Source organism: Nocardia sp. alder85J (assembly GCF_020176955.2).
Taxonomy (GTDB): domain Bacteria; phylum Actinomycetota; class Actinomycetes; order Mycobacteriales; family Mycobacteriaceae; genus Nocardia.
The window spans coordinates 324,779-351,525 of sequence record NZ_JAIUCZ020000007.1 but is presented as its reverse complement, the minus strand read 5'-3'; the positions used below and the strand labels follow the sequence as shown (position 1 = coordinate 351,525).

At 70.1% G+C, this 26,747-nt stretch carries 20 protein-coding genes; 10 read left to right on the top strand and 10 right to left on the bottom strand.

Annotated features, from left to right (window positions below):
- Positions 1–69: 69 nt before the first annotated feature.
- A complete protein-coding gene (locus LBW94_RS27390; protein WP_225054954.1) occupies positions 70–957 on the top strand; it encodes a phosphotransferase family protein in 888 nt (295 codons plus the stop codon).
- 11 nt (positions 958–968) lie between these two features.
- Here LBW94_RS27390 and LBW94_RS27385 read toward each other — a convergent pair whose 3' ends face one another.
- From LBW94_RS27385 to LBW94_RS27375, 3 genes are all read right to left on the bottom strand, one after another.
- Positions 969–1,196 carry an exodeoxyribonuclease VII small subunit gene (locus tag LBW94_RS27385; protein ID WP_225054952.1) on the bottom strand — a complete coding sequence of 76 codons (228 nt, stop codon included), beginning with the start codon at positions 1,194–1,196 and terminating at the stop codon, positions 969–971.
- A complete protein-coding gene (gene xseA / locus LBW94_RS27380) occupies positions 1,183–2,424 on the bottom strand; it encodes an exodeoxyribonuclease VII large subunit (RefSeq protein ID WP_225055120.1) in 1,242 nt (413 codons plus the stop codon). Before xseA ends, LBW94_RS27385 begins: the two co-directional genes overlap by 14 nt.
- 92 nt (positions 2,425–2,516) lie before the next feature.
- Positions 2,517–3,155 carry a lipid droplet-associated protein gene (locus LBW94_RS27375; protein WP_225054949.1) on the bottom strand — a complete coding sequence of 213 codons (639 nt, stop codon included), beginning with the start codon at positions 3,153–3,155 and terminating at the stop codon, positions 2,517–2,519.
- A gap of 230 nt (positions 3,156–3,385) precedes the next feature.
- Between LBW94_RS27375 and LBW94_RS27370 the strand changes: the two genes are divergently transcribed.
- Positions 3,386–4,390: a 4-hydroxy-3-methylbut-2-enyl diphosphate reductase gene (locus LBW94_RS27370; protein WP_225054947.1), complete on the top strand. Its 1,005-nt coding sequence runs from the start codon at positions 3,386–3,388 to the stop codon at positions 4,388–4,390.
- A gap of 106 nt (positions 4,391–4,496) precedes the next feature.
- Here the strand turns inward: LBW94_RS27370 and LBW94_RS27365 are convergent, their stop codons facing one another.
- Together LBW94_RS27365 and LBW94_RS27360 are read right to left on the bottom strand one after the other, a co-directional pair.
- Entirely contained in the window at positions 4,497–5,309 is an 813-nt protein-coding gene (locus tag LBW94_RS27365; RefSeq protein ID WP_225054945.1) for a DUF6542 domain-containing protein, read from the bottom strand.
- Between the two features lie 58 nt (positions 5,310–5,367).
- The gene (locus LBW94_RS27360) at positions 5,368–6,504 is read right to left on the bottom strand and encodes a DNA recombination protein RmuC (protein ID WP_225054943.1); all 1,137 of its coding nucleotides are present in this window, start codon (positions 6,502–6,504) and stop codon (positions 5,368–5,370) included.
- A gap of 175 nt (positions 6,505–6,679) precedes the next feature.
- Here LBW94_RS27360 and LBW94_RS27355 point away from each other — a divergent pair, with 175 nt between their 5' ends.
- Complete coding sequence (locus LBW94_RS27355; protein ID WP_225054941.1) at positions 6,680–7,861, top strand: exonuclease SbcCD subunit D; 1,182 nt, start codon at positions 6,680–6,682, stop codon at positions 7,859–7,861.
- Positions 7,862–8,057: 196 nt separating this feature from the next.
- Positions 8,058–12,446, top strand: coding sequence for an AAA family ATPase (locus LBW94_RS27350; protein ID WP_416276958.1), 4,389 nt, complete (start codon positions 8,058–8,060; stop codon positions 12,444–12,446).
- A gap of 327 nt (positions 12,447–12,773) precedes the next feature.
- On the opposite strand, the gene LBW94_RS27345 is transcribed toward LBW94_RS27350, so the two are convergent.
- From LBW94_RS27345 to LBW94_RS27335, 3 genes are all read right to left on the bottom strand, one after another.
- A complete protein-coding gene (locus tag LBW94_RS27345; RefSeq protein WP_225054937.1) occupies positions 12,774–14,309 on the bottom strand; it encodes an AlkA N-terminal domain-containing protein in 1,536 nt (511 codons plus the stop codon).
- A gap of 132 nt (positions 14,310–14,441) precedes the next feature.
- Positions 14,442–14,675, bottom strand: a complete 234-nt coding sequence (locus LBW94_RS27340; protein WP_323137940.1) for a YbdD/YjiX family protein — start codon at positions 14,673–14,675, stop codon at positions 14,442–14,444.
- A gap of 5 nt (positions 14,676–14,680) precedes the next feature.
- Positions 14,681–17,008, bottom strand: a complete 2,328-nt coding sequence (locus LBW94_RS27335; protein WP_225055116.1) for a carbon starvation CstA family protein — start codon at positions 17,006–17,008, stop codon at positions 14,681–14,683.
- Between the two features lie 377 nt (positions 17,009–17,385).
- Here LBW94_RS27335 and LBW94_RS27330 point away from each other — a divergent pair, with 377 nt between their 5' ends.
- From LBW94_RS27330 to LBW94_RS27315, 4 genes are all read left to right on the top strand, one after another.
- On the top strand, positions 17,386–18,738 hold the full coding sequence (locus tag LBW94_RS27330) for an ABC transporter substrate-binding protein (RefSeq protein ID WP_416276957.1): 1,353 nt from the start codon (positions 17,386–17,388) through the stop codon (positions 18,736–18,738).
- Between the two features lie 161 nt (positions 18,739–18,899).
- On the top strand, positions 18,900–19,748 hold the full coding sequence (locus tag LBW94_RS27325; protein WP_225055115.1) for a carbohydrate ABC transporter permease: 849 nt from the start codon (positions 18,900–18,902) through the stop codon (positions 19,746–19,748).
- Entirely contained in the window at positions 19,745–20,596 is an 852-nt protein-coding gene (locus tag LBW94_RS27320; protein WP_225054933.1) for a carbohydrate ABC transporter permease, read from the top strand. Before LBW94_RS27325 ends, LBW94_RS27320 begins: the two co-directional genes overlap by 4 nt.
- Before the next feature lie 97 nt (positions 20,597–20,693).
- The gene (locus tag LBW94_RS27315; RefSeq protein WP_225054931.1) at positions 20,694–21,422 is read left to right on the top strand and encodes a respiratory nitrate reductase subunit gamma; all 729 of its coding nucleotides are present in this window, start codon (positions 20,694–20,696) and stop codon (positions 21,420–21,422) included.
- Positions 21,423–21,521: 99 nt separating this feature from the next.
- Here the strand turns inward: LBW94_RS27315 and ychF are convergent, their stop codons facing one another.
- Together ychF and LBW94_RS27305 are read right to left on the bottom strand one after the other, a co-directional pair.
- The gene (gene ychF / locus LBW94_RS27310; RefSeq protein ID WP_225054929.1) at positions 21,522–22,601 is read right to left on the bottom strand and encodes a redox-regulated ATPase YchF; all 1,080 of its coding nucleotides are present in this window, start codon (positions 22,599–22,601) and stop codon (positions 21,522–21,524) included.
- A gap of 65 nt (positions 22,602–22,666) precedes the next feature.
- On the bottom strand, positions 22,667–24,235 hold the full coding sequence (locus LBW94_RS27305) for a serine/threonine-protein kinase (RefSeq protein ID WP_225054927.1): 1,569 nt from the start codon (positions 24,233–24,235) through the stop codon (positions 22,667–22,669).
- A gap of 1,105 nt (positions 24,236–25,340) precedes the next feature.
- Between LBW94_RS27305 and LBW94_RS27300 the strand changes: the two genes are divergently transcribed.
- Both LBW94_RS27300 and LBW94_RS27295 read left to right on the top strand, forming a co-directional pair.
- Positions 25,341–25,973, top strand: coding sequence for a GNAT family N-acetyltransferase (locus tag LBW94_RS27300; RefSeq protein ID WP_266272216.1), 633 nt, complete (start codon positions 25,341–25,343; stop codon positions 25,971–25,973).
- A 177-nt stretch (positions 25,974–26,150) separates the two neighbouring features.
- Positions 26,151–26,741 (top strand): hypothetical protein, encoded by a 591-nt coding sequence (locus LBW94_RS27295; protein WP_225054924.1) that lies wholly within the window; start codon positions 26,151–26,153, stop codon positions 26,739–26,741.
- Positions 26,742–26,747: the final 6 nt, after the last annotated feature.

The following is a 26,747-nucleotide window of genomic DNA, read 5'->3' as shown; positions in this document are numbered from 1 at the left end:
GGTGCAGCAATCTCGAGGCAATCCACCCGAGTGGCTGTGCGGCGGTCGGGCGGAAGATACTCTCTGCGGGTGGATCGTGGGGAGTTCGGTTGGTTGGAGGTGCTGCTCGGGCGGCGTATCGTCGCCGTGGCACCGACGGAATCCGGGTTTCGCAGTCGTAGCGACCTGATGTCGCTCGCCGACGGCCGGCGGGCGCTGCTGCGCCGTCACCACCGGCGAGCGGATATCCGGCGACACGACTGGATCGTGGCCGCGCTGCGAGCGCGCGCCGCGGGCAAGGGCATCGCGATGCCGCGGATCATCCGGTCGGGCCCGGAGGCCGATCCGTCGTGGATCGTCTTCGACGCATTGCCCGGGGTGCCACTGGCCGGCGAGCTGGACAGTCCGCGATTTCCGGTGCTCGCCTGGGAAATGGGCGCGCTGCTGGCCGATTTGGCCGAATTACCCTGTGCCGACCTGAAACTCGACGAGACCTGGACCCGGCCGCGGTTCGTCGCCGCGCGGGCCGACGCCTGGGCGGAATGCCTGCTGCCCACGCTGGGCGCCGCCCAGTACGGCGAATTACAGGCGGTGCTCGGCGAATTGCCGGAACTGTTCGAGGGGCGGCCCGCGGTGCTGGCGCACGGCGACTTCGTGCCCGGCAACATCCTCGCCGACGGCGAGCGGCTCGGCGGCATCCTCGATTTCGACGAGGTGCGGCTGGCCGACCCGCTGTTCGACGTGGCCACCTGGGCGTGGTCGGTCAGCTTCGCGCGGGCCGAATCCTTCGCCGCCGCCTGGCCCGCATTCCTCGACGGCGCGGGCATCGACCCCGCGGAACCCGGTCTGCTGCCACGGATCCGGACATTGCAGGTGGTCCGGATGATGGAGATGCTCGCCGAACACGACCTCGGCCCGGACCGCTGGCGGATCGTGCACAGCCGATTGGTGCGGACCCTGGGCTGGGTCGCGGCCTGATCTCGGCCGGGCTATTCGTCGTCGGCGTCGCGGCGGTTCAGCGCGTCCTCCACCCGGCGGCGGGCGCCGGCGAGATGTTCCTCGCAGCGGTTGGCGAGGGCCTCGCCGCGCTCCCACAGGCCCAGTGCGTCGTCGAGGTCCATACCGCCCTGTTCCAGCATCTTCACCACGTTGACCAGCTCGTCGCGGGCGCGTTCGTAGCCGAAGTCGGCGATTTCGGCGAGATCACTGTCGGTCATCGGACGGCTCCTCCGGTCGTTCGGTGCGGGGACGGGCGAGTAGCTGGCTGCCGAGCGTAGCGGCGGTCACCGCGCCGTCGGCCACCCGGATCCGCAGCTGGCTGCCCGGGGGAGCATCGGCGACGGCGTGGATGACGTGCCGTTCCTGCCCCGAAACTCGTTGTACGACAGCATATCCACGCGCGAGGGTGGCGGCCGGTCCGACGGCCGTGAGCTTTTCGCGCAGATGCCGGGTGGTCGTCGACTCGGCGGCGAGGGTGTGCTCGATCGCGCGGCGGGTGGCCGCGCGCAGCCGCTCGGCCTCGTCGTGGCGCTGGTCCAGCATCCGCAGCGGATCGGCCAGCACCGGCCTGGACCGCAGTTGTCGCAGCGATCGCGCCTCGCGGGCGACCCAGCCGCGCAGCGCCGCCGCCGAACGCTCCCGCAGGTCGGCGACCAGGGCCAGTTCGGCGGCGGCATCCGGGACGATGCGCTTGGCGGCGTCGGTCGGGGTGGCCGCGCGCAGATCCGCCACGTAATCCGACAACGGGTTGTCCGGTTCGTGACCGATCGCGCTGACGATCGGGGTGGTCGCGGAAACGATGGCGCGGCACAGGGTTTCGTCGGAGAACGGCAGCAGGTCCTCGACACTGCCGCCGCCGCGGGCCAGGACGATCACGTCCACCCGCGGATCGCGATCCAGCTCGGCCAGGGCGTCCAGGATCTGCGGTACCGCGGTCGGGCCCTGCACAGCGGTGTTGCGCACCTCGAAACGCACTGCGGGCCAGCGCTGCCGGGCCACCGTCAGCACGTCCCGCTCGGCCGCGCTCGCGCGCCCGGTGATGAGCCCGACCGTCCCGGGCAGGAACGGGAGCGGCCGCTTGAGCCGGGGATCGAACAACCCCTCGGCCGCCAGCAGCGCCTTCAGTCGCTCGATGCGGATCAGCAGTTCGCCCACGCCGACCGGCCGGATCTCGGTGACCCGCAACGAGATCGTGCCCCGGCCGGTGAAATAGCCGAACTTGCCGTACACCACCACGCGGGCGCCCTCCTGCAGCGGCACCGCCGACCGCCGCAGCAGATCCGCCTCGCAGGTGAGCGACAGCGACATGTCGGCGGCCGGATCGCGCAGCACCAGGAAGGCGGTGCGGGCGCCGGGCCGCAACGACATCTGGGTGATCTGTCCCTCCACCCAGACGCTGCCGAGCCGATCGATCCACTGCGCGACCTTGATCGCGATGGAGCGCACCGGCCATGGATTGTCCGCCGAATTGGCCGGTCGGCCGGCGTCGGCGGGCCGCTGCGCCCGCCCGTCCCCGCCGGTCGCGGTATCGGAATCGGTCACTGCGCCGTCACGGTGGCGATCCGATTGGTCAGCATGGTCACGAACGGTGCCCGGTCGCGGGTGCGCTGCTCGTAGTCCAGCAGCGCCGTCAGCTCGCCGAGGTCGAGCAGGCGCAACCGGGCCCGCAGCTGGGCCAGCGTCATCTCGGCGTAGTCGTAGCGGGTCGCGACCTCGGGCACGGGCACCGCGGGCGCACTGCCGTTCGTCGTGGGCCGCGTGGCCGCCGGATCGGCCGCGGCGCCGGGAGTGTCGACCGCCGTGTCGCCGTTCGTGTCGGCGGCGGACGCGGTGTCCGAGCCGGGCTCGATGTCCGGTTCGGCATCGACCGGATACCGGTCGAATCGGCTGTGACGGCCGGGTTCGGCGACGGCGCCGGAGTACTCGGGCTCGACATCCTCGTCGAAGGTGGCCCACTCCGGTTGCTCCGCGTCGGCGCCGGTGAGCCGCTCGAAGACGGAGTCGCCCTTGAGCGCGAGCGTGGTGACGAACTGCTGTGCGTGCATCGTCGTCTGAAGCACCCGGCTGATCGCGGTGATCGGCAAACTCATTGCCACACTTGGTAATCGCCGAGTTTCCTCGAGGGCGTAGACAGCGGCCCCCGCAGCGACCCGGGCGATGAACGGCGGTCGGAACATGCCCTAAGGCTAGCGGCGACACCGCCGGCTGACGACACCGCCGACGGACGCGACACCCTACCCGGTACGGGCCGGGCCGGGTTCCGCCCGGCCGGAACCATACCGGGCCATTCGGCGTGTCGGACCGGTCCGGCGGCGCCCGGCGCCGGGCCGCTGCCACGCCCGACCACGGGGAATGCGTTCGTGACCGGGCCGAGTGCGATTCGTGGCGCGCACGTAAGCTGTGGGGCATGTCCTCGGCAATCCCCTTGAATGTCGGAATCACCCGGTCGGCCGGTGCGGCCACGGCCGGCTCGGCGAAGCGGGTCCTGCTCGCCGAGCCGCGCGGCTACTGCGCGGGGGTGGATCGCGCGGTCGAGACGGTGGAGCGCGCGCTCGAGAAGCACGGCGCACCCATCTATGTGCGCAAGGAGATCGTGCACAACCGCCACGTCGTGGAGACGCTGCGCGATCAGGGCGTGGTGTTCGTGGACGACACCGGCGAGGTGCCGGAGGGCGCGGTCGTGGTGTTCTCCGCGCACGGGGTCTCACCCGCGGTGCACGAGGCGGCCGCGGGGCGCAATCTGCACACCATCGACGCCACCTGCCCGCTGGTCACCAAGGTGCACCAGGAGGCCAAGCGGTTCGCCCGCGACGATTTCGACATCCTGCTCATCGGCCACGAGGGCCACGAGGAGGTGGAGGGCACCGCGGGTGAGGCGCCGGACCACGTGCAACTGGTCGACGGCCCGGACTCGGTGGTCAACGTCACCGTCCGCGACGAGAACAAGGTGATCTGGCTGTCGCAGACCACCCTCTCGGTCGACGAGACCATGGAGACCGTGCAGCGGTTGCGGGAGCGTTTCCCGAAATTGCAGGATCCGCCGAGCGACGACATCTGCTACGCCACCCAGAATCGTCAGATCGCGGTGAAGGCGATGGCCCCCGAATGCGATCTGGTGATCGTGGTGGGCTCGCGCAATTCCTCCAATTCCAAGCGGCTGGTGGAGGTCGCGCTCGGTGCGGGCGCGAGCGCGAGCCATCTGGTCGACTTCGCGCGTGAGGTGGATCCGGCCTGGTTCGAGGGGGTGCGCACGGTGGGCGTCACCTCCGGCGCGTCGGTCCCGGAGATCCTGGTCCGCGGCGTGCTGGATCTGCTGGCCGAACACGGTTACGGCGATGTGCAGCCGGTCACTACCGCCAACGAGACCCTGGTGTTCGCCCTTCCCCGGGAGTTGCGGGCCGCGCGGAGCTGACCGGCCCGGTCGTAACGCTCGCGGGTTGCCCGCCGATCAATCCGGCGTGGGGTTGGGGCAGGGAAGACCGGGGAGTCGGCGCGGGCAGGCGCTGCGGCGGGTACGGTCAGCGGTCCACGCGACCGGCGTCACGTTCGCGATAGCGGACGTTGGGCCGCGGATGCGGCGGGACGTCACCGCTGTGCTGGCCACGGCCGCGGCGCGGCGCCGGCTCTCCGGCACCGGACCGGTCGACCGCCGGGCGGTCGGTGGTGCGCGGGTAGTCGGCGCCGGGAGTGACTCGTGTTGTGCGGCCCCCGGTTCGTTCGCCACGGCGGCTCGTTTTGGCCGGAGTCTCGGCCGCACCGGATCCGGACCGTGCCCGGCGTCGCCCGGTATCGGCCGTGGTCTGGGCGCGAGCGCGTTCACCGCGGCCGGTGGCGCCCGCCCGCGGCCGGGGCGAGGTGGTCTTGCGGGCCCGCCCGGTGCCCGCGCGCGGGTTCTCGCCTCGCTGCAACAACACTCGGACAGCGCCGACGGCCAGGGCCAATACGGTGCCCAGGGCCATCAACGGGAAGCGATTCACCAGCGGAATCGCCAGGTTCAGCACGATGTCCTTCTTGGACGTGGAACCGTGGCCGACAAGTTGCTGGTAGGCCAGCGGGACCGCGATGAAGAGCAGCAGCGGCGGTGTCACCATGGTGGTGAACAGGCCGCGGTAGCGCACCGACAGGGCGGCCAGGACGCAGCCGACCAGATAGCAGGCGGCGAAGACGGTGCCCAATTCCTTGCGGTGGCCGCCGGCATCGAGGAAGTAGCCCACGAGTGTGGACACCACGGCGACCAGGACCGCGGCACCGGCCGGCAGGCCGGGCACCGCGGGGATGATCGACCGATGTGATGCGGGCACCTCGGATCGCTCGCGTTGGATAGCTGCCACGTAAAGCACACTATCGTTAGCGGCCCAAGCGTGCGTCGAGGCCGGGCGGATATGCTGGTCAATCCTTGGTTTCGGTCACCGTCACAGCCCGTGGCCACGATTCGATATGCCGGATCATCGATACCTCACCGTCGCCGATATCGAGGTCGTGCAACCGCCGGGCGGTGACCATCACCCGCGACTCGACGGTGGCCACGGTCCGGTTGAACGCCTCCACGGCCTTTCCCAGCTGGGTGCCCAGGGCGTCCAGATGGCGGCCGGTCGTGTTCAGCCGCGCGTACAGTTCCCGGCCCAATTGCTGAATGATTGCCACATCGCGGGTCAGGGCTTCCTGCCGCCAGCCGTAGGCGACCGTCCGCAGCAATGCGACAAGCGTGGTGGGAGTAGCGAGAATCACATTCCGGCCGAAGGCGTACTCCAGCAGTCCGGCATCGGCGTTCAGCGCGGCGTCCAGGAACGGATCGCCCGGGACGAACAAGACGACGAATTCCGGTGATTGATCGAAGGCCGCCCAATAGGTCTTGTCGGCCAACTGATCGACATGGCCGCGCAGATGTTTGGCGTGCCGGGCGAGATGGTCGGCGCGCACCCGCGGCTCCTCACAACCGGTGGCGTCGAGGTAGGCGGCCAGCGGCACCTTGGCGTCGACCACGATCTGCCGCCCACCGGCCAGCCGCACCACCAGATCCGGGCGCACCCCGCCGTCCCGGCCGGACCGGCTGACCTGGGTGTCGAAATCGCAGTGCCGGGACATGCCCGCGAGTTCGACGACCCGCTCCAGCTGGATCTCGCCCCAGCGGCCACGCACCTGCGGCGCTCGCAGTGCCGACACCAGCTGCCCGGTCTGCATCGACAACTGGTGCGAGACCTGCTGCATACCCGCCACCTGCTCGCGCAGGCCCGAATAGGCGCTGATCCGGTTGTGCTCGACCTGCCGCAGTTGCCGATCCAGCGCGCTCAGCGTCTCCCGTAGCGGCTCCACCAGACCGCCGATGGCGAGCGCGTTGCGCCGGGCCGCATCCTCCCCGGCCGCGCTCAGCGACTGCCGCAGCACCTGCTCGTTGTCCCGTAGCGCCGACAGCCGCGCCTCCGCGACCGCGGCCCGCTGCCCCGCGCGGGCGGCGTGCCCCAGCCACCCGAGGCCCAGCCCGGCGGCGAACACCAACAGCAGCGCGAACAGCATCGGTGCGGTCATGGGTGCAGATAGTGCCCCATACCCCTGACAAGTTCCGGGAACCCGGCAAACCTCCGGCGTCGCCGCGGGAACGCAATCGGCGGCCGGGGCGGGCATCGTAATCGGGGGTCGTAATTGGGACAGCGCGGAGTGCCGGTTTCGAATTTGTCGGGGCCATCGCCTACGGTTTCGCGGCATGCGGATGCTGCACACGTCGGACTGGCATATCGGCCGCACCTTCCACGGTGTGGATCTGCTTGCGGACCAGGCACGTTCGCTGGCGTCCATCGCCGAGATCGTGGCCGAGCAGCGGGTCGACGTGGTGCTGGTCCCGGGGGACGTGTACGACCGGTCGATCCCGGGCGCGGAGGCCATCGCCGTGTGCAACCGCGGTTTCGAGGCGATCCGCGCGGCCGGTGCGGTGATCGTCGCCACCTCCGGCAACCACGATTCCCCGACCCGGCTCGGCGCGCTGGGCAGCTTCGCCGCCGCCGGCGGGCTGCATCTGCGGACGACGGTGGCCGATATGGATCGGCCGGTGCTGCTGTCCGACGAGTTCGGTGAGATCGCCTGCTACGGCCTGCCCTATCTGGAGCCGGAGATCACCCGGGTGGAATTGCAGGTTCCGCAGGCCCGGACACACGCGGACATCCTGGCGGCGGCGATGGCCCGGATCCGGGCCGATCTCGCCGCGCGCGGCAACCCGCGTTCGGTGCTGCTCGCGCACGCGTTCGTGGTGGGCGGGGAGGCGACCGGGTCGGAGCGCTCCATCTCGGTGGGCGGCGTGGAGACGGTGCCGCAGACCGCGTTCGACGGCATCGATTACGTGGCGCTGGGCCACCTGCACTCACCGCAGGTGCTGTCGGAATCGGTGCGCTACAGCGGATCTCCGCTACCGTACTCGTTCGGCGAGCGTTCGCACCGGAAGTCGGTCTGGGTGCTGGAATTGGCGGCCGGCGGTCTGAAAGAGGTGGTGCGGCACGAGCTTCCGCGGGTGCGCGGGCTGGCGCAACTCACCGGCGACCTCGAGGCGCTGCTCACCGATCCCGCACACGCCGAGTTCGAGGACCACTACGTCTCCGCGCAGCTGACCGACCACGCCCGCCCGGTCGACGGCCTGCGCCGGCTGCGGGAGCGTTTCCACCACGCCGTGCACGTGGAATGGTCACGGCCGGAAGGTAATCCGGAACTGCACTACCGGGAGCGGGTGCGCGGGCGCCGCGACACCGAAGTAGCGCACAGCTTCCTCACCGACGTGCGCGGCGTACCCAGCTCCGGGGAGATGAAGTGGGTGGAACGGGCACTCGCCGCCGCGACCGCCGAGCACCCCGGCGAAACGCTGGCCACCGCAACGCTGGTGGAGGGTTTGACGGCATGAGCGATCGGGGGCCGGAGGTGGGGTGTGGCCACGGAGGTCTGTTGTCCGTGCCGAACGGGTACGGCATGAGTGGGTACGGGTCGACGGGAGAGCGTCGGCGCGCGGGCGCTTCGCTCCTGCCCGCAGGGTGCCGCCGTATGGGTGACGCTGTGCCCGACGTGGTGTGTGAGCGCCCGTGAGGCTGCACCGGTTGGAGATGACGGCGTTCGGCCCGTTCGCCGAGACCTCGGTGGTCGATTTCGACGAGCTCGGGGCCGACGGGCTGTTCCTGCTGCACGGGCAGACCGGCGCCGGGAAGACGACGGTGCTGGACGCGATCGCGTTCGCCCTCTACGGCCGGGTGCCCGGGGCGCGCGGCGAGAGCAAACGGCTGCACTCCGACCATGCCGACCCGCACACGCCGCCGCGGGTGTCGCTGGAGGCGACGCTCGGTGGCCGCCGCCTGCGGCTGATCCGCACCCCGGAATTCCGGCGGCCCAAGAAACGCGGCACCGGCTGGACCGACGAGAACGCCGCCGCCACCCTGGAATGGCTCGACGGCCGTGGTCAGCACCTGTCCCGGCTGTCCGACATCGGCGACGAGGTGAATCGTCTGCTCGGTATGAGCGCCGACCAGTTCTTCCAGGTCGTGCTGTTGCCGCAGGGGGATTTCGCCCGATTCCTCCGCTCGGACAACGAGGATCGCGAACGACTGCTGGAAAAGCTGTTCGACACCGAACGTTTCGGCACCGCCGAACAGTGGCTGGCCAACCGGCGTCGCGAGAGCGCCGCCGAGGTCGAGACCCATCGGCAGCACATCGACCGCTTGGTCGCCCAGGTCGGCGTCGCGGCCGGGCTGAGTGCCACCGAGACCGTTGCCCCGCTGGAGGCCGTCGACTGGTCGCAACGCCTGCTCGACACCGCTCGCACCACCGCCGCGACCGCCACCACGGCCTGGGAACACTGCCGCACCGAGTCGAGCCGCGCCCAGCGCGCCGCCGAAGAACAGCGCCGCCTGCACGATCTGCACCGCCGCCTCGCCGCCGCCCGCACCCAGCTCGAGAACCACCGGACCGGCACCGCCCATCGCACCGCCCTTCGCGACGAAGTGGATCGCGCTCGCCGCGCGGAACCGGTCGCCGCCGCTCTGGGCGATGCCCGCGCCGCCGCCGTGACCCTCCGCCGCCGCACCGACGAATCCCGCTCCCGCGCCGAAACCCTCGCCACCCACCTGCTCGACCCGGTCGCCGCTGAATTGTCCGGAACTCCTTGGGCCGCTGCCGATCTGGTGGAAAACGAGCTGGCGGGGACCGGCCTCGCGGCAGACCTCGCGGCCCTGACCACAGTCGAATCCGCAGCCGGCGCAGCACATTCCGCGCGAATCGACGAGTATCCGGAGGCTGCCCGAGGGAACCCGGATTCGTGCGGCGCGGTCGCCGAGCCGGATCCTCGGCCCCGACTTGCGGATCACGCTCCGGAAAGTTCGATTGCCGCTGTCGATTCTGCCGCTGCTGCGGTGGATCCGACCCGAGCAGGGGCGGACGAGACGAACAGTGACGGGCACGTCGAACTCGCGGCTGATCCGGATGTTGTCGAGTCCTCGTCCGCTGCCGGCTCGGCGGATGCGTCCGGCGAGGCGCACGCTCGGGAAAGCAAGGGTGTTCCGAAAGTTCCGCCTGCGGTGCGCGATACGACTGCGAACGGATCGGACCGGAGCACGAACGACACCGTTGGTGTGGGGTCCGACCCCACCGGCACAGTGCTCGATGCTGATGCTGATGCTGATGCTGATGCTGATGCTGATGCTGATGCTGATGCTGATGCTGATGCTGATGCTGATGCTGATGCCCGCCCGACCGGATCCGGTCGCACTGTCGAAATGCGGTCGGAGGCGACCGCTGCTGACACACCCGATGATGGGGCGGCGCACGCAGGCCGCGCGCCGCTGACCGGAGTGTCGGCGGACGGCGGCACCGGCGCAAAGCGGGCTCGTGGTCCGGCGCGTGGGAAAGTCGGCCGCAAGAGCGCCGCGTCCTCCGAAGCCACACTTGCGAACAACGGCGAGCGATCACGGCCGCAGATCGAGGAATCAGTTGTCGGCCGGTCGGGAGTGGTCGAGCTCGAATTATTCTCTGTCGCAGCCGATGACGCCGCGAGCGCAAGCCCCGCGCAGTCCGCTGCTGCTCCGCAGCCGGACGACCCGCCGGAACCGAAGAAAGCGACACGCAGCCGCCGGAACACTCGGCGCAGCGCTGACGACCGCCCGCGTCGAATCGACGAACAGACGCTCGTATGGGCACCTCCGGACGACGAACCTGGCTTGTTCGCAATGGATTCCGTGGTCGGCGGGCCTGCGGGAGGCGGCGCCGGTTCGTCCGGAAGTGGCGGGTCCGCGGCTGGGGCAGCAGTCGGTGGGGCGGCGGGTGCCGAGGCAACGGCCGGTGGTTCTGCCGAGGAGCTCTCGACCGATGTTGCCGGGGTGGCCGAAGGCGAGCAGCCTGGAGGCAGTGCGTCCGGCGGCGAGCGGCCTGGAGGCAGTGCGTCCGGCGGCGAGCGGTCCGAGGCTGGAGCGTCGCCGACGGATCAGCGTATCGAATTGGGGGCCAACGAGTTCGGGGTCGTAGCAGGGGAGTCCGTGCGAGTGTCCCGGCTGGAGGTGGCCATTGCCCGGTGGTCGGCGCAGATCGGGGCCTTGGACGAGGTGCGGGCGGATGCGGAGTCGGCTGAGCGGTTGAAGGGTGAGCTCGGCGAATTACGTGGTGAGCAGAAGAAATTGAGGGTGCGGCTGGAGCGGTCGGGGTTGCGGCAGGCGCAGTTGCCGGAGGCGATCCGGACGGCGGAGACGCAGTTGCGGGAGTCCTCGGACGCGTTGGCGGCACTGCCGGGTCTGGTGGCGGAGAGCGACCGGTTGCGGATCGCCGCTCGGGCGGCGGTCGAATTGGTCACGCGGCGTGCGGAATCGGAGACCGCGCGGGCCGAGTTCGATGCGGCGCGGGTGGTGCACGCCGATGCCCGGGAGCGGACGCTCGATGTGCGGGAGCGGCGGCTGGCCGGGATGGCGGCGGAGCTGGCGGGTGCGCTCGCCGACGGGATGCCCTGTGCGGTATGCGGTTCCGTCGAGCACCCGGCTCCGGCGAGTGTCGCGGCAGCCTCGGCGACCAAGGCGGACGAGGAGCGGGCCGTAACGGCCGAGCGGGCTGCCGAGGCGGCGCGGGACCGCGCCCTGGCGCGCAGCACCGAACTGGAGCGGCAGATCGAGGGGCTGGTGGCGCGGGGCGGTGACGTCGACCGGGCCGAGCTGGCCACCGCGCTGACGGTCGCCACCGAGCGGCACGACACGGCCCGGATCGCGGCGGCCCGCACCGACGATCTGACCGTCGCGCTGGCCCGGCTGCGCAGCGAGGAGACCCGCTTGCAGGACGAGCTGCGGGAGTTGGAGGGGCAGGTGACCGCGGTCGCCGCGGGCATCGCGGCCGCGGATCGCCGCCTGGCCGAGCTCACGGAGCGGCTGCGGGTGGCGGCGGGGGCCGACGGTACCGTCGAGCGGCGCCGCGCCCGATTGGAGAGGCTGGTCCGCGAGGCCGGTGAGTTGCGCGGGGCCCGCACCGAGGCAACGGGCGCGACGGAGCAACTGCTGACCACCGCGCGCCGGGTCGAGCAGCTCGGGCGGGCATCCGGACTGATCACCGGACCGGGCACGGTGGTGGCCGAGGGCGCGCGCGAACCGGACTACACCGTGCTGAGCGGCTACGCGGGAGTCGTCGACGCCGCCACCCGGACTCCGCAGCGGCAGAGCGCGATTGATGACGAACTGGCCGCCGCGGACCGGACCCTCGCCTACGCGGAGGCGGTACTGGCGGAGCCGGACATCGAGGCCGCCGCCGCGACCGAACCCGGTGATCTCATCGCGGCGGAGAACCTCGTCGCCCGGTCGCGGGTGGAACTGGACGGCGCGGTCGCCGCGCACGCGGAGGCGAATCGGCGCGTCACCCTGCTGGAGGAACTGGGCGGCCAACTGTGGGCGGCGGTGGATCGCATCGCACCCATGCAGCGCGCGTACGACGAACTCGCCGGGCTGGCCGAGGTCGTGGCCGGGCGCGGCGAGAACAACCGGCGCATGTCGCTGCGCTCCTACGTGCTGGCCGCGCGGCTCGAGGAGGTGGCGCTCGCCGGCTCGGTCCGGCTGCGCCGAATGTCCGGCGGCCGTTACGAATTCGTGCACACCGACGCCGCCGGTTCGCACGGCAGGCGCGGTGGCCTGGGGCTGGACATCCGCGACGACTACACCGGCGCGATCCGCCCGGCGAAGACCCTCTCCGGCGGCGAAACCTTCATGGCGTCACTGGCATTGGCACTCGGCCTCGCCGACGTGGTGGCCGCGGAATCCGGTGGCCTGGTGCTGGACACCCTGTTCATCGACGAGGGCTTCGGCAGCCTCGACGCGGACACGCTCGACGCCGTCATGGGCGTACTGGACGAATTGCGTTCCGGCGGACGGGTGGTCGGCATCGTCAGCCACGTCGATGAGATGCGCCAGCGCATCCCCAGCCGCCTGCACGTGGAACGCACGCCGACCGGATCGTATCTGCACACCACGGTCGCCTGACGGGATATTCGATCCGAGCCGATGGTTGCGGCTCGCGGGATGCCGTCTGCCCGGACGTGCGGATCATGATGCGCTGGATCGGCTTCCGCCGCGACAAGCGTGCTCGGCACCGGTCGCCGGGCGATGCGGCCGCGTCGGACGTACGCCGACCGCTGTTGCGCTGCCACCGTCCAGCGCGGTGCCCGCGTGGTCGGCCGGTCTGCCGCGCAGGGGCTTTCGCCAGATCGGCGGAGGTGCGGTCGCTGTCCGGGGATGTCGACCCGGGGCCGACGCGGAGTGCCAGGTTCGGGCCGCCGGGGTGCGCCGGTGGTGTGAACTCCGGCGGGTTCAGCGGCGGGCGGCGAGTGGCATGCCTCGGTTCATCATCGGGGGGCTGGGGAGGCGGGCGGGGGCGGCGCGTTCGGCGAGGGCGCGTTTCCACATGTGCATGGACAGGTAGGAACGCCAGGGCGCCCAGCGGCCGGTGTCGGACAGGTCGATGCCGAACAGGGCCGCGCCGCGGCGGACCACCAGGTCGGTGTGCAACAGGATGTCGGGGTCGGCGAGCAGGCGCATCGTCACGTAGTCGGCGGTCCAGGGACCGACGCCGTCCAGGGCCAGCAGGTCGCGGCGGATGTCGGCGGCGGTGCGGCCGGCGTGCAGGACCAGGTCGCCGGAGGCGAGGGCGCGGGCGGCGTTGATGATGGAGGCGGTGCGGCGCAGCGGGCCGGTGAGCACGTCGGCGCCGCGCTCGGCGACGGTTTCGGCAGTGGGGAACAGGTAGGGCATCGGGCCGGGGATGGGGTCGCCGAGGGTTTCCACCAGTCGCGCGGTGTGGGTGGTCGCCGCCGAAACCGAGATCTGCTGGCCGATCATGGTGCGCAGCAACAACTCCGAGCCGTCCAGGCAGCCGGGTACCCGGATGCCGGGGCTGAAGGGCATGCGGCCGCGGCGATTTCCGGCGTCGAGCGACTCGTCGATGCCGACCGGGTCGGCGTCCAGGTCGAGCAGATGCCGCAACCGGGCGACGGTCGGCGCCAGATCGCGCATGTCGTGCAGGGTGAGGCCCGCGCGGACGTGACCGGGCAGGACCTGCAAGCGGATCGAGGCATAACCGTGCGGGGTGCGCAGTGCGCGGGTGTAGGTGCCGTCCTCCCACTGTTCCAGGCCCGGCACCGCGTGCGCGGACAGGAACCATTCCAGCCACGAGCGGTCCATCGGCTCCCGATACGGCAGCCGCAGCGTCAGCAGGCCGTTCACGGTGGGACCGTTGCCGTTCGGGATGGCGTCGCCGCGTAGTCGCCGCGACTCCTCCCGCAGAGTGGTCGGGCTGACGGCGAACACCTCGCGCACGGTGTCGTTGAACTGCCGGATGCTGGCGAAGCCGGCCGCGAAGGCGATGTCGGACATCGGCATCCGGGTGGTCTGAATCAGCAGCCGGGCGGTGTGCGCGCGGTGGGCGCGGGCGAGGGCCAGCGGCCCGGCGCCGAGTTCGGCGGACAGCACCCGGGTCAGCTGCCGTTGCGAATAGCCGAGGGAGTCGGCGAGGGCGGGGACGCCGCCGCGCTCGATCACGCCGTCGGCGATCAGTCGCATCGCCCGCGCCGCGAGGTCGGCGCGGGTGTTCCACAGCGGGGAACCGGGGGCGGCATCGGGGAGGCAACGGCGGCACGCCCGGAACCCACTCTGCTGGGCGGCGGCCGCCGTGGGTAGGAAGGTGACGTTCGAGCGTTTCGGAGTGATAGCAGGACAGGATGGCCGACAGTAGATTCCGGTCGTGCGCACCGCCGTGACGAACTGCCCGTCGAAACGGGCGTCACGGGTCGCTACAGCACGGTAACAGCGCTCGAAGTCCAGACCGTTCGCACTCACGCAGTCCACCATGTCAGTCTCTGCGCCCGCGCGCTAGCGGTAATCGGTCATCTGGCCCCGCTCCGACCGTTTAAATATAATTCGGTCTCGCTATCAAAGAAATAGCTGTGGATATGCTGGCTGACCTGGTGGAGTGCGCGGTAATCAGCAGCAGCGGTTGGTCGGATTGCGATCGGCCGCGTCATGCCGCTCCCGCCAATACTCGCGTTCGCTGGGTATCGGGCAATCCGGATGGTTGCGCCGCAGATGCTCGACGTAGCGAGAGTAGTCCTGCCCCCCGAGGATCGCATTCAGGTACCAGACGAGCGCGCGGCCCGCGCGCGCGACAATCCGGAGGGGACCGCCGAGCGCGTCGGGCCGCGTGTGTCGCACTGTCACGGAACTCAGTCCGCGGCGAGAGCGTGGGCCGCCCCCGGTATCCGGACCTTGCCGGCGCGGGCCAGCTCGTCCCATTCCTGTTGCACTTCCCGCTCGGCCTTGGTGCTGACGAAACCGGTGGGGCCGAAGATCTTCGACGGCACCTCCGGCGTCTCGGTGGTGCTGCCGCCACCCTGGCGGATGGCGCGGACGCAGACGACGACCCCGACGATCGCGACCACCAGCACCAGCAGTGCGAAGACGATCGACAGCGTGCCCTGGATATAGGTGTTGCGGATGATCTTGCCGAAATCGGAGATCTGCTTGTCCAGAGCGGCGGGATTGGCGACGCCCTTGGGAAGTTGGTGCGCGTCGCGAGCGGCGACGAAGGCGTCACGCTTGGCGACGGTGTCGTAGTGCAGGCGCCAGTAGCCGAGTTTCGGGTCGCCGGAGAAGATCTTCTGCCAGGACGCGGTCATCGTGACGATCAGATCCCACGCCAGCGGCAGCGCCGGAATCCACGCCCACTTCAGCAGGCCCTTCTTCACCACGATCACCAGCACGACCATCAGCGCGACCGCGGCCAGCAATTGGTTGGAGATGCCGAACAGCGGATACAGCGTGTAGATGCCGCCCAGCGGATCGGTGACGCCCATCAGCAGCACCGAGCCCCAGCCCGCGACCACGATCGCCGCGCACAGCCAGGCGCCCGGCCGCCACGACGGATCCTTGAACCGCCGCAGCGGTCCGCCCAGATTGCCGAGGGTGTCCGACAACATGAACCGGGCCACGCGGGTGCCGGCGTCGATGGTGGTGAGGATGAACAGCGCCTCGAACATGATCGCGAAGTGGTACCAGAACGACTTCAGCCCGCTGCCGCCGATCAAACGTTGCATCACCTCCGACATGCCGACCGCGAGCGTCGGCGCGCCGCCGGTGCGCGAATAGATGGCCGTCTCGCCGACATCCTTGGCGGCCTGGTTCAGTTCGGCCGCGCTGATCGGATTGCCGCTGAGGCCCAGTGTGTTCACCTTGTCGGCGGCCGCCTGCGCGGTGGTCAGCCCGCCGGTGTTGATCGCGAAGTAGAGATGCTGGTCGAGGATCGAGGCCGCGATGATCGCCATCACCGCGACGAACGACTCCATCAGCATGCCGCCGTAGCCGATCATGCGTGCCTGCGCCTGCTTCTGGAGCAGCTTCGGCGTGGTGCCCGAGGAGACCAGCGAGTGGAATCCGGACAGCGCGCCGCAGGCGATGGTGATGAACAGGAACGGGAACAGGCTGCCCGCGAACGCGGGACCGTTGGAGTTGCCGGCGAACTGCGAGATCGCGGGTGCGTGCAGCACCGGCGCGGTGAGCACCACGCTGACCGCGAGCAGCACGATGGTGCCGATCTTCATGAAGGTCGACAGGTAGTCGCGCGGGGCCAGCAGCAGCCACACCGGCAGCACCGAGGCGATGAAGCCGTAGACGATCAGCAGCCAGGCGATGGTGGTGCCGGACATGGTGAACAGGTCACGGCCCCAACCGGAATCGCCGACCCAGCGGCCGGAGACGATGATCAGCAGCAGGAGCACGAAACCGGCGATCGAGATCTCGCCGACCTTGCCCGGCCGCACGAAGCGCAGATAGAGGCCCATCAGGATGGCCAGCGGAATGGTCATCGCGATCGAGAACACGCCCCACGGGCTGCCGCCGTGCAGCGTGCCGTCGGGGCCGGCGGTGGCCGCCAGCGCCTGCACCACCACGATGCCCAGCACGGCCAGCAGGATCACCATGATGACCAGCACGGCGATGAGCGCGGCGACACCGCCGACCACGCCGAGTTCGTCGCGGGCCATCTGGCCGAGGCTGCGGCCGCGGCGTTTCACCGAGGCCCACAACACCAGGTAGTCCTGCACCGCGCCGGCCAGGACCACGCCGACGACGATCCAGAGCGTGCCCGGCAGATATCCCATCTGCGCGGCCAGGACGGGACCGACCAGCGGTCCGGCGCCGGCGATGGCGGCGAAATGGTGGCCGAACAGGACCCTGCGGTCCATCGGCATGTAGTCCTTGCCGTTCTCCAACTCCTCGGCCGGAGTGGCGGTGCGGTCGTCGGGTTTGGTGATCTTCCATTCGATCAGCCGCGAATAGAACTGGTACGCAACGATGTACGTGCAGACCGCGGCCAGCACGATCCAGACCGCGTTGACGTTCTCACCGCGAGCGATGGCGAGCACCGCCCAGGCCGCGGCGCCGAGGACGGCGATGACGAGGAAGATGCCCTTCTTCGCCGGGGTGAGTGGGGTGCGGTCCACGACTCCGACCGGAGGTAGGTCGGGGTCGGTGCGGAGGTATTCGACGGTCGCCATCGCGAGCAACTCTCCTGTGGTCGTGCCGGTCGTGCGGAAATCGGTCACACAGTAACGGAACCCGGAAACCGAATAGTCCGACTTAAGAAAGTCTGAACATTGCCCCCGGGCGTGGTCCGGCTACCCGGGCGAGGTGGCCGGAACCCGCTGATCGCGAGCCGTGGGCCGCCCGAAAAGTGCAGCTCCCGGGGGTCCCGGCAGCTGTGTTGTGGCGCATGCCACGAATAGTGTCATAGGGGTCCGACATCGACGATGGGTGTGCGCGGCGCGGAATCCCCCTCCGGTTCCCGGGCCCGCGTGTCGCCGAGGACGGCGGTGGGGTGGTCCGTAAGCTGCGGACCTGATTCCCGGGGCGCGCGCCGGAATCCTGTGTGTGCATGTCTCGTCTCGTGCGATCGGATCCGGCGGAAGGAGGTGCGTTGGCGCTGCGACTGCACCGCCGCACGCTGCTCCGGTCGGCGCTGGCCGCACCGCTGGCCACCTTCGGGGCCGGGTGCGGCAGCACCGGCGACGACGCGCTCACCTTCTTCTTCCAGGCCCGGCCCGAGGAGGCTCGGGCGCGGCTGCGGGTGGTCGCAGCCTTCGCCGCGCGGCACCCGGACATCCGCATCCGGACGATCCTGTCCGGCCCGGACCCGATGCAGCAGATGCTGACCTACTGCGCCGGCGGTCGCTGCCCGGACGTGCTGATGGCCTGGGAGCTGCTGTACGCGGGCCTGGCCGAGCGCGGGGTGCTGCTGGACCTGAACACCCTGCTGGACCGGGAACCGGAATACGCGAACAACCTTCGCGCGGAATCCTATTCGACGCTCTACGACACCTTCGCCTATCGCGGCGGACAGTACGCGCTGCCGGAACAGTGGTCCGGGGTCTTCCTGTACTACAACCGGAAACTGCTGGCCGCGGCCGGGATTCGGCCGCCGGCGCGATGGGATGCCGCCTGGGGTCACGACGAATTCCTCGCCGCCGCACAGGCGACGACCCGCCGCGACGGCGACGGCCGGGTCCGGCAATGGGGTTTCGCGGACGGCTGGGTGCCCTACTATTCCGCCGCCTGCTTCGGAATGAACAACGGCACAGCCTGGTTCACCCCCGCCGTGCGGCCGGTGCACGTCAACCTCGACGACCCGGGGTTCGCGGCGGGCATGCAGTTCTACGCGGATCTCGCGGTGCGGCACCGGGTGGCACCGAATGTCGCGGACCGGCAGGCGATGTCGGCGCCGGATCTGTTCGCCCGCGGGCGGGCGGCCATGCTGCTCGGCGGGCACTGGCTGTACTCGGAGTTCGCCGGGCGCGCCGATCTGGACTTCGATGTCACCGTGCTGCCGGTCGGCCCGCGCGGTGGCCCCGGCGCCGTCACCGACGTCGGGTGCACCGGCCTGGCCATCGCCGCCGACAGTCCGCATCGCGACGCCGCCTGGGAATTCGTGAAATTCGCGACCGGGCCGGAGGGACAGGCGCTGGTCGCGGAGTCCGGGCTGTTCGTGCCGGTGCTGCGATCCGCCATGGGCTCCGCGGGTTTCGCGAACGCGCACCGCGGAATCGGCAATCTGCGGGTGTTCGCCGACGGACCGGAACATTCCCGGCCACTGGTGATCACCCCGGTGTGGGGGAAGGTCGACGCGCTGCTGGCCCGGCACTGCAACCGGGTGCTGCGCGGGGCGGCGAGCGCGCAGTCGCTGGCGGCGGTCGCACCGGACATCGACGCACTGCTCGGAGCCCGGACGTGATCGGGTCACGGCGCGGATCGGCCGAGATCGGCGGTCGCGCGGTCGAATTCGTCCCGACCCGGTTGCCGGTCGGGGCCGGCCCGCCACCGGCCGCCAGGGTCGACGAGGCACCCGCCCGCACCCGGCCGTCGGCACTGCGACGCCGCCGCGCCCGCGCCGGAATGCTGTTCGTCGCCCCGAACCTGGGCTCGGTGGCGGTGTTCCTGCTGTTCCCGCTGGGCTTCTCGCTGTATCTGAGTTTCCATTCGTGGGACCTGTTCCGGCCCATGCGATTCACCGGACTCGGCAACTACCGGCAGCTGTTCGGTGATCCGCTTTTCTATGTGGCGCTGCGCAACACCGCCGAATTCACCGCGCTGACCCTGGGGCCCACGGTGGTGATCAGCCTGCTGGTCGCCGCCGCGCTGAACCGGGCGCTGCCGGGGATCGGACTGTTCCGGACGCTGGCGTTCCTGCCGCTGGTCGCCTCCACCGTGGCGATGGCGGTGGTGTGGCGGTTCCTGTTCGCCACCGACGAGGGCGCGGTGAATCTGCTGCTGCGGCTGGTCGGCCTGGAACCCGTTGCGTGGCTGAGCGATCCGGGCGCGGCGCTGGCCGCGCTGAGCATCGTGACGGTGTGGCGGAGCGTGCCGTTCGCCACCGTCGTGCTGCTGGCGGCGATGCAGGGCATACCCGGAAACCTGTACGAGGCGGCGCGGATCGACGGCGCGGGCGCGTGGCGGCGGTTCCGCTCGATCACCGTGCCGCTGATCCGTGGCGCGCTGTCGTTCGTGCTGGTGATCACCGTGATCAACGCCGTGCAGGCGTTCGATCAGGTGTACGCGCTCACCGACGGCAACGGCGGACCCGAGACGGGCACCTATGTGCTCGGCATCATGTTGTTCCAGAACGCTTTCGGCTTCTACGAGATCGGCTACGCGGCCGCCCTGGCGTGGGTGATGTTCGCGCTGCTGCTGGGGCTCACCCTGGTGCAGCTGTGGCTGTCGCGCCGGGGCGAGGAGCAGCTGTGATCGCGGGGCGGGCGCGCCGGGAACTGTTGCGCCGCCTGGTGCACGGCAGCCTGCTGTACGCGGTGCTGGTGGTGATCGCGTGGTGCGCGGTCGCCCCGATCCTGTGGGCGCTGGCGGCCTCGCTGAAAACCGAAGGCGCGGTGAGTGATCCGAATCCGATTCCGGCGCACCCGCAGTGGTCCAACTACGGGGCGGTGTTCACCGCGCTGCCGCTGGGCCGGATGCTGCTGAACACCGCCGGGTACGCCGCGGCCGTCACCATCGGGCAGGTGCTGTTCTGTTCGCTGGCCGGATATGCCTTCGCCCGCTTGCGGTTTCCCGGTCGTGAGGCCCTGTTCGTGGCCTATCTGGCCACCCTCATGGTGCCGCTGACGGTCACGGTGATCCCGCAGTTCGTGCTGATGCGCAGCCTCGGCTGGGTGGACACCCCGTGGGCGATGATCGTGCCCGGCCTGTTCGGCTCGGCGTTCGGCACCTACCTGATGCGCCAGTTCTTCCGCACGCTCCCGGCCGAATTGGAGGAGGCCGCCATCCTCGACGGCTGCACCACCTGGCAGATCTACTGGCGGGTACTGCTGCCGCACGCCCGCCCGGCCGTCACGGTCCTCGCGGTGCTCACCTGGATCACCGTCTGGAACGACTTCCTGTGGCCGCTGGTGATGATCCAGCGTACCGAACTCGCCACGGCCACTCTGGGACTGGTGCAACTCCAGGGCCAATACCACACCGCATGGCCGCTGCTGATGGCGGCGGCCGTACTGGCCCTCACACCGTTGTTGCTGGTCTACGCGATCGCCCAGCGAGCGTTCGTCCGCGGCATCGCGCAGGCCGGCTTCGGCGGGCGCTGACGCGCGTGCTACGTCTGCGCAACCTCCGAGGTTGTCTTGTCAATCCGAACCCGGTCTGAAATTCTTTGATTCGTCGTCCGCATACGGAAAGAACCCCATGAAATATTTTCTGTGGGTAGTCCTGCCTTACAGCGCCTTCGCGCTCTTCGTGGCAGGCCACATCTGGCGGTATCGGCGTGACCGATTCGGGTCCGACCGGCTCGCGCCCGGCGCGCTGCGCATCGACCGCACCGGCGCCTCGCTGTTCCGCGCGGGCGTCCTGGTCGTCATCATCGCCAGGGTCGTCGTCATGCTGTTCCCGACGCTCCGGGCCCAGCCCTACGGCGCCTCCCACATGTCCGTGGCGGTGTGCGAACTCCTGGGCATGGCCCTGGCGATCACCGGCGCGGTGCTGCTGGCGGTGCCACACATGATCGCGGGCACCCAGCCCCAACTGGTCTCCCCGATCGACCGCCTCACCGTCCCCATCCTGGCCATCGCCCTCATCTCGGGCCTGATGGTCCAATTCGGCTCGGACGCCTACCTCGGCGGCTACCGCGCCGCCGGCACCCTCTTCCTCTGGTTCCCGTCCCTGCTCACCATGCACCCCCAGCCCGACTACATGGCGGCCGCCCCGGCCCCCTACCAGATCCGCGGCCTGATCATCATGCTGCTCATCGCCATCTGGCCCTACACCCGCCTGTCCGGCACCCTCAGCGGCCCGATCATCTTCCTGGCGAGCCGGTCCTACCACAAGGTGATCCCGCACCTGCCGAAGCGGAATCCGGTGCGCCGCCCCCGGACCACCGATCTGTTCGCCGCGGAGGGGCCCACGGCGGGAAGCTGATTCGCGCCGGCCCGCACGAGGTAGCTCGCCCCGGCCCCGGACCTGTGTCGACCCCGAAACCAACAGCTGAGTAACGCGGTTACCAGCCGCGGCCGCCACCTACACGTTGAAGCGGAACTCGACCACGTCCCCGTCGTTCATGACGTAGTCCTTGCCCTCCATGCGGACCTTGCCCGCGGAGCGGGCGGCGGCCATGGAGCCGGCGTCGACGAGGTCGGTGTAGGAGACGATTTCGGCTTTGATGAAGCCGCGTTCGAAGTCGGTGTGGATGACGCCTGCGGCCTTGGGGGCGGTGTCGCCCTGGTGGATGGTCCAGGCGCGGGATTCCTTGGGACCGGCGGTGAGGTAGGTCTGGAGGCCGAGGGTGTGGAAGCCGGCGCGGGCCAGGGAGCTGAGGCCGGGTTCGGTCTGGCCGATGGATTCCAGGAGTTCGAGGGCGGATTCCTCGTCGAGTTCCAGGAGTTCGGATTCGACCTTCGCGTCGAGGAAGACGGCGTCGGCGGGGGCGACCGCGGCGGTCAGTTCGGCGACGCGGGCGGGGTCGGTGAGGATCGACTCGTCGGCGTTGAAGACGTAGAGGAACGGCTTCGTGGTGAGGAGGGAGAGTTCGCGGAGGAGGTCGGCGTCGACGCGGTCGCGGGCGGCGAAGAGGGTGGTGCCGTCGTTCAGGATTTCCTGGGCGGCCTTCGCGGCGTCGGAGACCGGTTTGCGGTCCTTCTTGACCTTGGCTTCCTTTTCGAGGCGGGGGACGGCCTTCTCGAGGGTCTGGAGGTCGGCGAGGATCAGCTCGGTTTCGATGATCTCGATGTCGGCCAGGGGGTCGACGCGGCCGTCGACGTGGACCACGTCGTCGTCGGCGAAGACGCGGACGACCTGGCAGATGGCGTCGGCCTCACGGATGTTGGCGAGGAACTTGTTGCCCAGGCCCGCGCCCTCGGAGGCGCCCTTCACGATGCCCGCGATGTCGACGAACGACACCGTGGCGGGGAGGATGCGTTCGGAGTGGAAGATCTCCGCCAGCTTGTTCAGCCTCGGGTCGGGCAGCGGCACCACGCCGACGTTCGGCTCGATGGTGGCGAACGGGTAGTTCGCGGCCAGCACGTCGTTGCGGGTCAGCGCGTTGAACAACGTCGACTTACCGACGTTGGGCAGGCCGACGATTCCGAGGGTGAGACTCACGAGAGTGGGAGTCTACCGGGCCACGGCGGTCGGTCGTCACGCGCACGGCGACCGGCGGCGCGGGGTTATTTGCGCGGCATCACCGTGACCACCGTGCCGTCGACGTCCGCCGCCAGATACGCGCCGCCGTAGTCGTCGGTCAGGTAGACGCGGATCGTCGGCTTGTCGTCGTTGAAGGTCCACTCCGGGTCGATGATGAGGTAGCGGTTGGTCGGGTGGGGGATGCCGAGTTGGGCCTCGGCGGTCTGGAGCAGGGTGGGGATCACGTCCCAGTCGATCGAGCGGAGTGCGACGGTCTTGGTGCTCAGTTCGCCGCCGGGGCCGGTGCGGCTGCCCCTGCCGTCGCGGTAGGTGTACTCGTCGTAGAGGGTGGGCTGATCCTTCACCGGGACGCCGGTGCTCAGATAGGCCGGGTAGATGGTGGTCTCGGTGAATTGCTGTCCGCCGGTGAGCTGTTCGAGGGCGGTGACGGCCTTTCGGATGCCGTCGGGGGTCAGCAGGTCGCCGTTGTTCAGGCCGTTGTCGGGTGTGTCGGTGGTGGCCGGGCCCGCGAGGACGGTGCCGCCGGGCGCCACCAGGGCGGTGCTGCCGGGGCGGACGAGGGCGGTGCCGCCGGATTGTGCGGTGGTGGCGGGCTGGCCCTCCGCGGCGCCGCCGGTTCCGGACTTCGGCCACAGCAGCAGGCCCGCGATCGTGGCGGCGGCGACCACCACCACCGTGGCCACGACCGCGAGGCCCCGGTTCCGCGGGGAGGCCGCCTGGGCCGGTGACAGCGGTCGCGAGGTGACGGTGGGGGAGGGCAGGTGTGGCATCGGGGCGCCGCTGGTCGCGCTCTGGACGGCATGGGCCAGCAGGTTGTCGACGACCTCGGCCGGAGGGCGGTGGTCGGGGTCGGTGACCAGCAGCGCTTGCAGCACCGTGGACAGCGGCCCGGCGTGCCGGGCGGGTGGCAGCGTGCCCTGCATGATCGCCGCGAGGGTGGCCACCGAGGTCTCCCGGTGCATCGGCTGGTAGCCCTCCACCGCGGTGAACAGCAGCATGCCCAGCGACCACAGATCCGAGGCGGGATGGCCCTCGATGCCGTTGAGTCGTTCCGGCGCAAGGTAATCCAGCGAGCCGATCACCACGCCGGTGGAGGTGAGGCCCTCGTTGCCGGCCATGGCGGCGATGCCGAAATCGGTCAGTACCGGCGAATCATCCTCGCGCATCAGCACATTCGCGGGTTTGATGTCGCGGTGCAGCACGCCGACGGCGTGTGCCGCGCGCAGCCCGGCGAGGATGCCGCGGCCGATCTGCGCGGCGCGCGCCGGATGCATCGGGCCCACGGCCAGGTGTTCGGACAGGGATCGGCCGCGGATCAGCTCCATCACGATCCAGGGGAACTGCTCCGCGGGGGTGTCCACGATGTGGTGGATCGCCACCACGTTCCGGTGGCTGATGCGGGCCAGCGCGCGCGCCTCCCGCAGCACGCGTTCGCGCTGCTTGCCGTCGCCCTCGGCCGGACGCACCTCTTTCAGCGCCACCTCGCGATGCAGGGCGAGGTCGTAGGCTCGCCACACCGTTCCCATGCCACCGCTGCCCAGCGGTTCGATCAACTCGAAACGCCCGTCGACCGTTGTCCGCCCGGATTCCACGGCGAAAGCCTAGGGGCTGCGGGGCCCGGGTGCGAGATGCGGTCTGGAGTAAACCGTCTGGTCGGTCCGGATGGGGTTGTCGATATTCTCAACGGAGGCAGATCAATTCCGGGGTCGAGGAGAGTTGCCGGCGATGCTGCGACCGGATTCGCCGGTGACCACCGAGATGTGGGCGTCGCGCCGCGGTTCGATCCCGCTGGGGAAGGGGATCGGCGGCCACCCTCGGAGCCGGCCGGACGCGCCGGATGCGGCCGTCGCCGGTGGCGACCGGCGATGCCGCTGCGGGATGCGCGCGACCAGCGGTCGTGCCGCCCATTGTCGTTGCCTTACAGTTCGTTTCACTTCCTTACTATCCCGATGCCGGGGCCCGCCGGACGCGGCCACGCCCGGCCGGGATCGGCCGCGGAGGTATCGATCCGGCGGGACCGCTTGTCGCGGGGGTGATTTCGCCGATTGTCACGATGCGACCGGATGTCCGGTGCGGGCACGGGCGGCGATACGCTCGTAGCGTCCGACCGGCAATCGGACGAACCGCGCAAAGCGGGTCGACGTTCCGATCGGACGGGTTATGTGGTTGTCCGGGAGTGGAACTCGCCGCCGGCTCCGACGTGGCTGCGAGGTGCGGGCGGTATTCATCGCGGAGCAACTCGACGTTCTCCCGGGGGCTCGAATCGAGGGTTGCTGGGTATGCGCGGTGGGTACTCGTGCGGTCCGGTCGGGGACCGGGTCCGGCCGGGTGTGGCAGCGGCGGAGAATGCCTCGAGAACGGTGTCCCGTCAAGGTGTAATCGCCCTGTGAAAACGGATTTAACGCGGAGTTGATCTTGTTCTGCCGGAGCGGGTCACAGCCTCGCCACAACTCTTTTGCGCGACCCGCCGCGCGACACGCGAAGGTATGCTGGGAATTTACCCGTCGCCTGCACCGGCGATGGCGGCAGTTCCGTTATCGTTCATCCCACTATCCAATGCTGCTGCTGGCGCGCCAGGGCTGGTTCGTTGTTCCGGAGGGCTCGAGGCCGGCGGCACCTGCCCGAAACGACGCCGGAGACCGTCCGCGAAAGCTCGAGGGAAACGTGCCTGCACCCGTTACTCTCACCGGTCGCCGTGTGCGACTGGAACCCCTTGCGCCACATCATGTTCCGGGACTCGCCGAGGCGAGTGACACGGACCGGGAGGCGTACGCGTTCACGCCCGTGCCACAGGGGCTGGACGAGGCCGCCGCCTACGTCGCGCAGGCGGTGACCGACCATGTGGCCGGTACCGCGCTGGCCTTCGCGGTGGTGGCGACGGTCGACAACCGGGTGCTCGGGTCGACCAGGTTCAGCCGGTTCGACTACTGGCAGGGTCCGGTGGTCTGGCCGATCGTGCACGGCATGCCCGTGGGCGATCCGGTGCTGGCCATCCCCGACGCGGCCGAGATCGGCAACACCTGGTTGTCGGCGCGCGCCCGGGGCACCGGTATCAATCTCGAGTCGAAGCTGCTGCTGTTGCAGCACGCCTTCGAGGTCTGGCGGGTGCGGCGCATCGCCATGCGCGCCGACGTGCGCAATCTGCGCTCCCGGATCGCCATCGAGCGGCTCGGCGCCGCCAGCGACGGTGTGCGCCGGGCGCATTCGCGCGGGCTCGACGGCGAGGTGCGCAGTACCGCGTTCTACTCGATCCTCGACGAGGAATGGCCCGGCGTGCGCGGCACCATCGAGCAACAACTGGCCTCGAGTTCGCGGCTGCAGAACGCCTGATCTGCGCGGCTACAATCGACAGAGGCAACGGTCGGACACCGACAGCCCCTGTGGAGTGGTCGTTCGGTGCCGGCGCACGGCGGTGAATCGACCGACGGTTTCGCACCTGTCCGGGTTCCGCACTCGCACGATCGCGGGCCGGGCCGCTCCGGCGGCCCGTATGCCGAGGAGATCCGCATGACCGACCCGATGCATGATCCGATCCCTGATCCCACCAGCGCCCGACCGGTCCGCACCGGGCCGGTCCGCGTCCGGCTCTGCCTCACCGACAGCGCGCACGGTGTGGCGATGGTGAGCCTGTTCCTCGTTCCCGAGCCCCGCGTGCGCGGCGCGTCGATGCTGCACCTGCTGGAGCAGGCGCCGATCGCCGACGGGGTGCCGGTGCCGGACGCCGAGCTGACGGCCGCCCTGGAGCAGCGCAGCCTGCCCGGCGTGCGAGTGCGACTGCTACCGGTCGCGACACGACGGCCCGGCGCGGGCGACCCGTTCCGCAGCCCGAGTGTGCGCACGATCTTCCACGATCACTACATCGCGGACGGCCCGCTGGGGCTGGATCCGGCGGATGCGGCCGAACTGACCCGCCTGGCGCTGCTGCCGGAACGGCCGATCGGCCCGCGGCGCATCGACGACTTCCAGGACTACTCGATCCGGCAGGCAATGTCGGCGATATATCGGTACTTCGGTGTCGATCAGCGCATTCCGCTGATGTACCACGGGTACGCCGACCCCGCCGACGCCTGGCTGGCCATCCGCACCGCGCTCGCTTAGCGCGCC

Coding starts and splice junctions, on each gene's coding strand:
- LBW94_RS27385 (WP_225054952.1), bottom strand. CDS start 1,196: ATGACCGACAGTGATCTCGCCGAAATCGCCGACTTCGGCTACGAACGC.
- LBW94_RS27375 (WP_225054949.1), bottom strand. CDS start 3,155: ATGTTCCGACCGCCGTTCATCGCCCGGGTCGCTGCGGGGGCCGCTGTC.
- LBW94_RS27370 (WP_225054947.1), top strand. CDS start 3,386: ATGTCCTCGGCAATCCCCTTGAATGTCGGAATCACCCGGTCGGCCGGT.
- LBW94_RS27360 (WP_225054943.1), bottom strand. CDS start 6,504: ATGACCGCACCGATGCTGTTCGCGCTGCTGTTGGTGTTCGCCGCCGGG.
- LBW94_RS27355 (WP_225054941.1), top strand. CDS start 6,680: ATGCGGATGCTGCACACGTCGGACTGGCATATCGGCCGCACCTTCCAC.
- LBW94_RS27350 (WP_416276958.1), top strand. CDS start 8,058: ATGACGGCGTTCGGCCCGTTCGCCGAGACCTCGGTGGTCGATTTCGAC.
- LBW94_RS27345 (WP_225054937.1), bottom strand. CDS start 14,309: ATGGTGGACTGCGTGAGTGCGAACGGTCTGGACTTCGAGCGCTGTTAC.
- LBW94_RS27335 (WP_225055116.1), bottom strand. CDS start 17,008: ATGGCGACCGTCGAATACCTCCGCACCGACCCCGACCTACCTCCGGTC.
- LBW94_RS27330 (WP_416276957.1), top strand. CDS start 17,386: ATGTCTCGTCTCGTGCGATCGGATCCGGCGGAAGGAGGTGCGTTGGCG.
- LBW94_RS27325 (WP_225055115.1), top strand. CDS start 18,900: ATGCTGTTCGTCGCCCCGAACCTGGGCTCGGTGGCGGTGTTCCTGCTG.
- LBW94_RS27315 (WP_225054931.1), top strand. CDS start 20,694: ATGAAATATTTTCTGTGGGTAGTCCTGCCTTACAGCGCCTTCGCGCTC.
- LBW94_RS27295 (WP_225054924.1), top strand. CDS start 26,151: ATGACCGACCCGATGCATGATCCGATCCCTGATCCCACCAGCGCCCGA.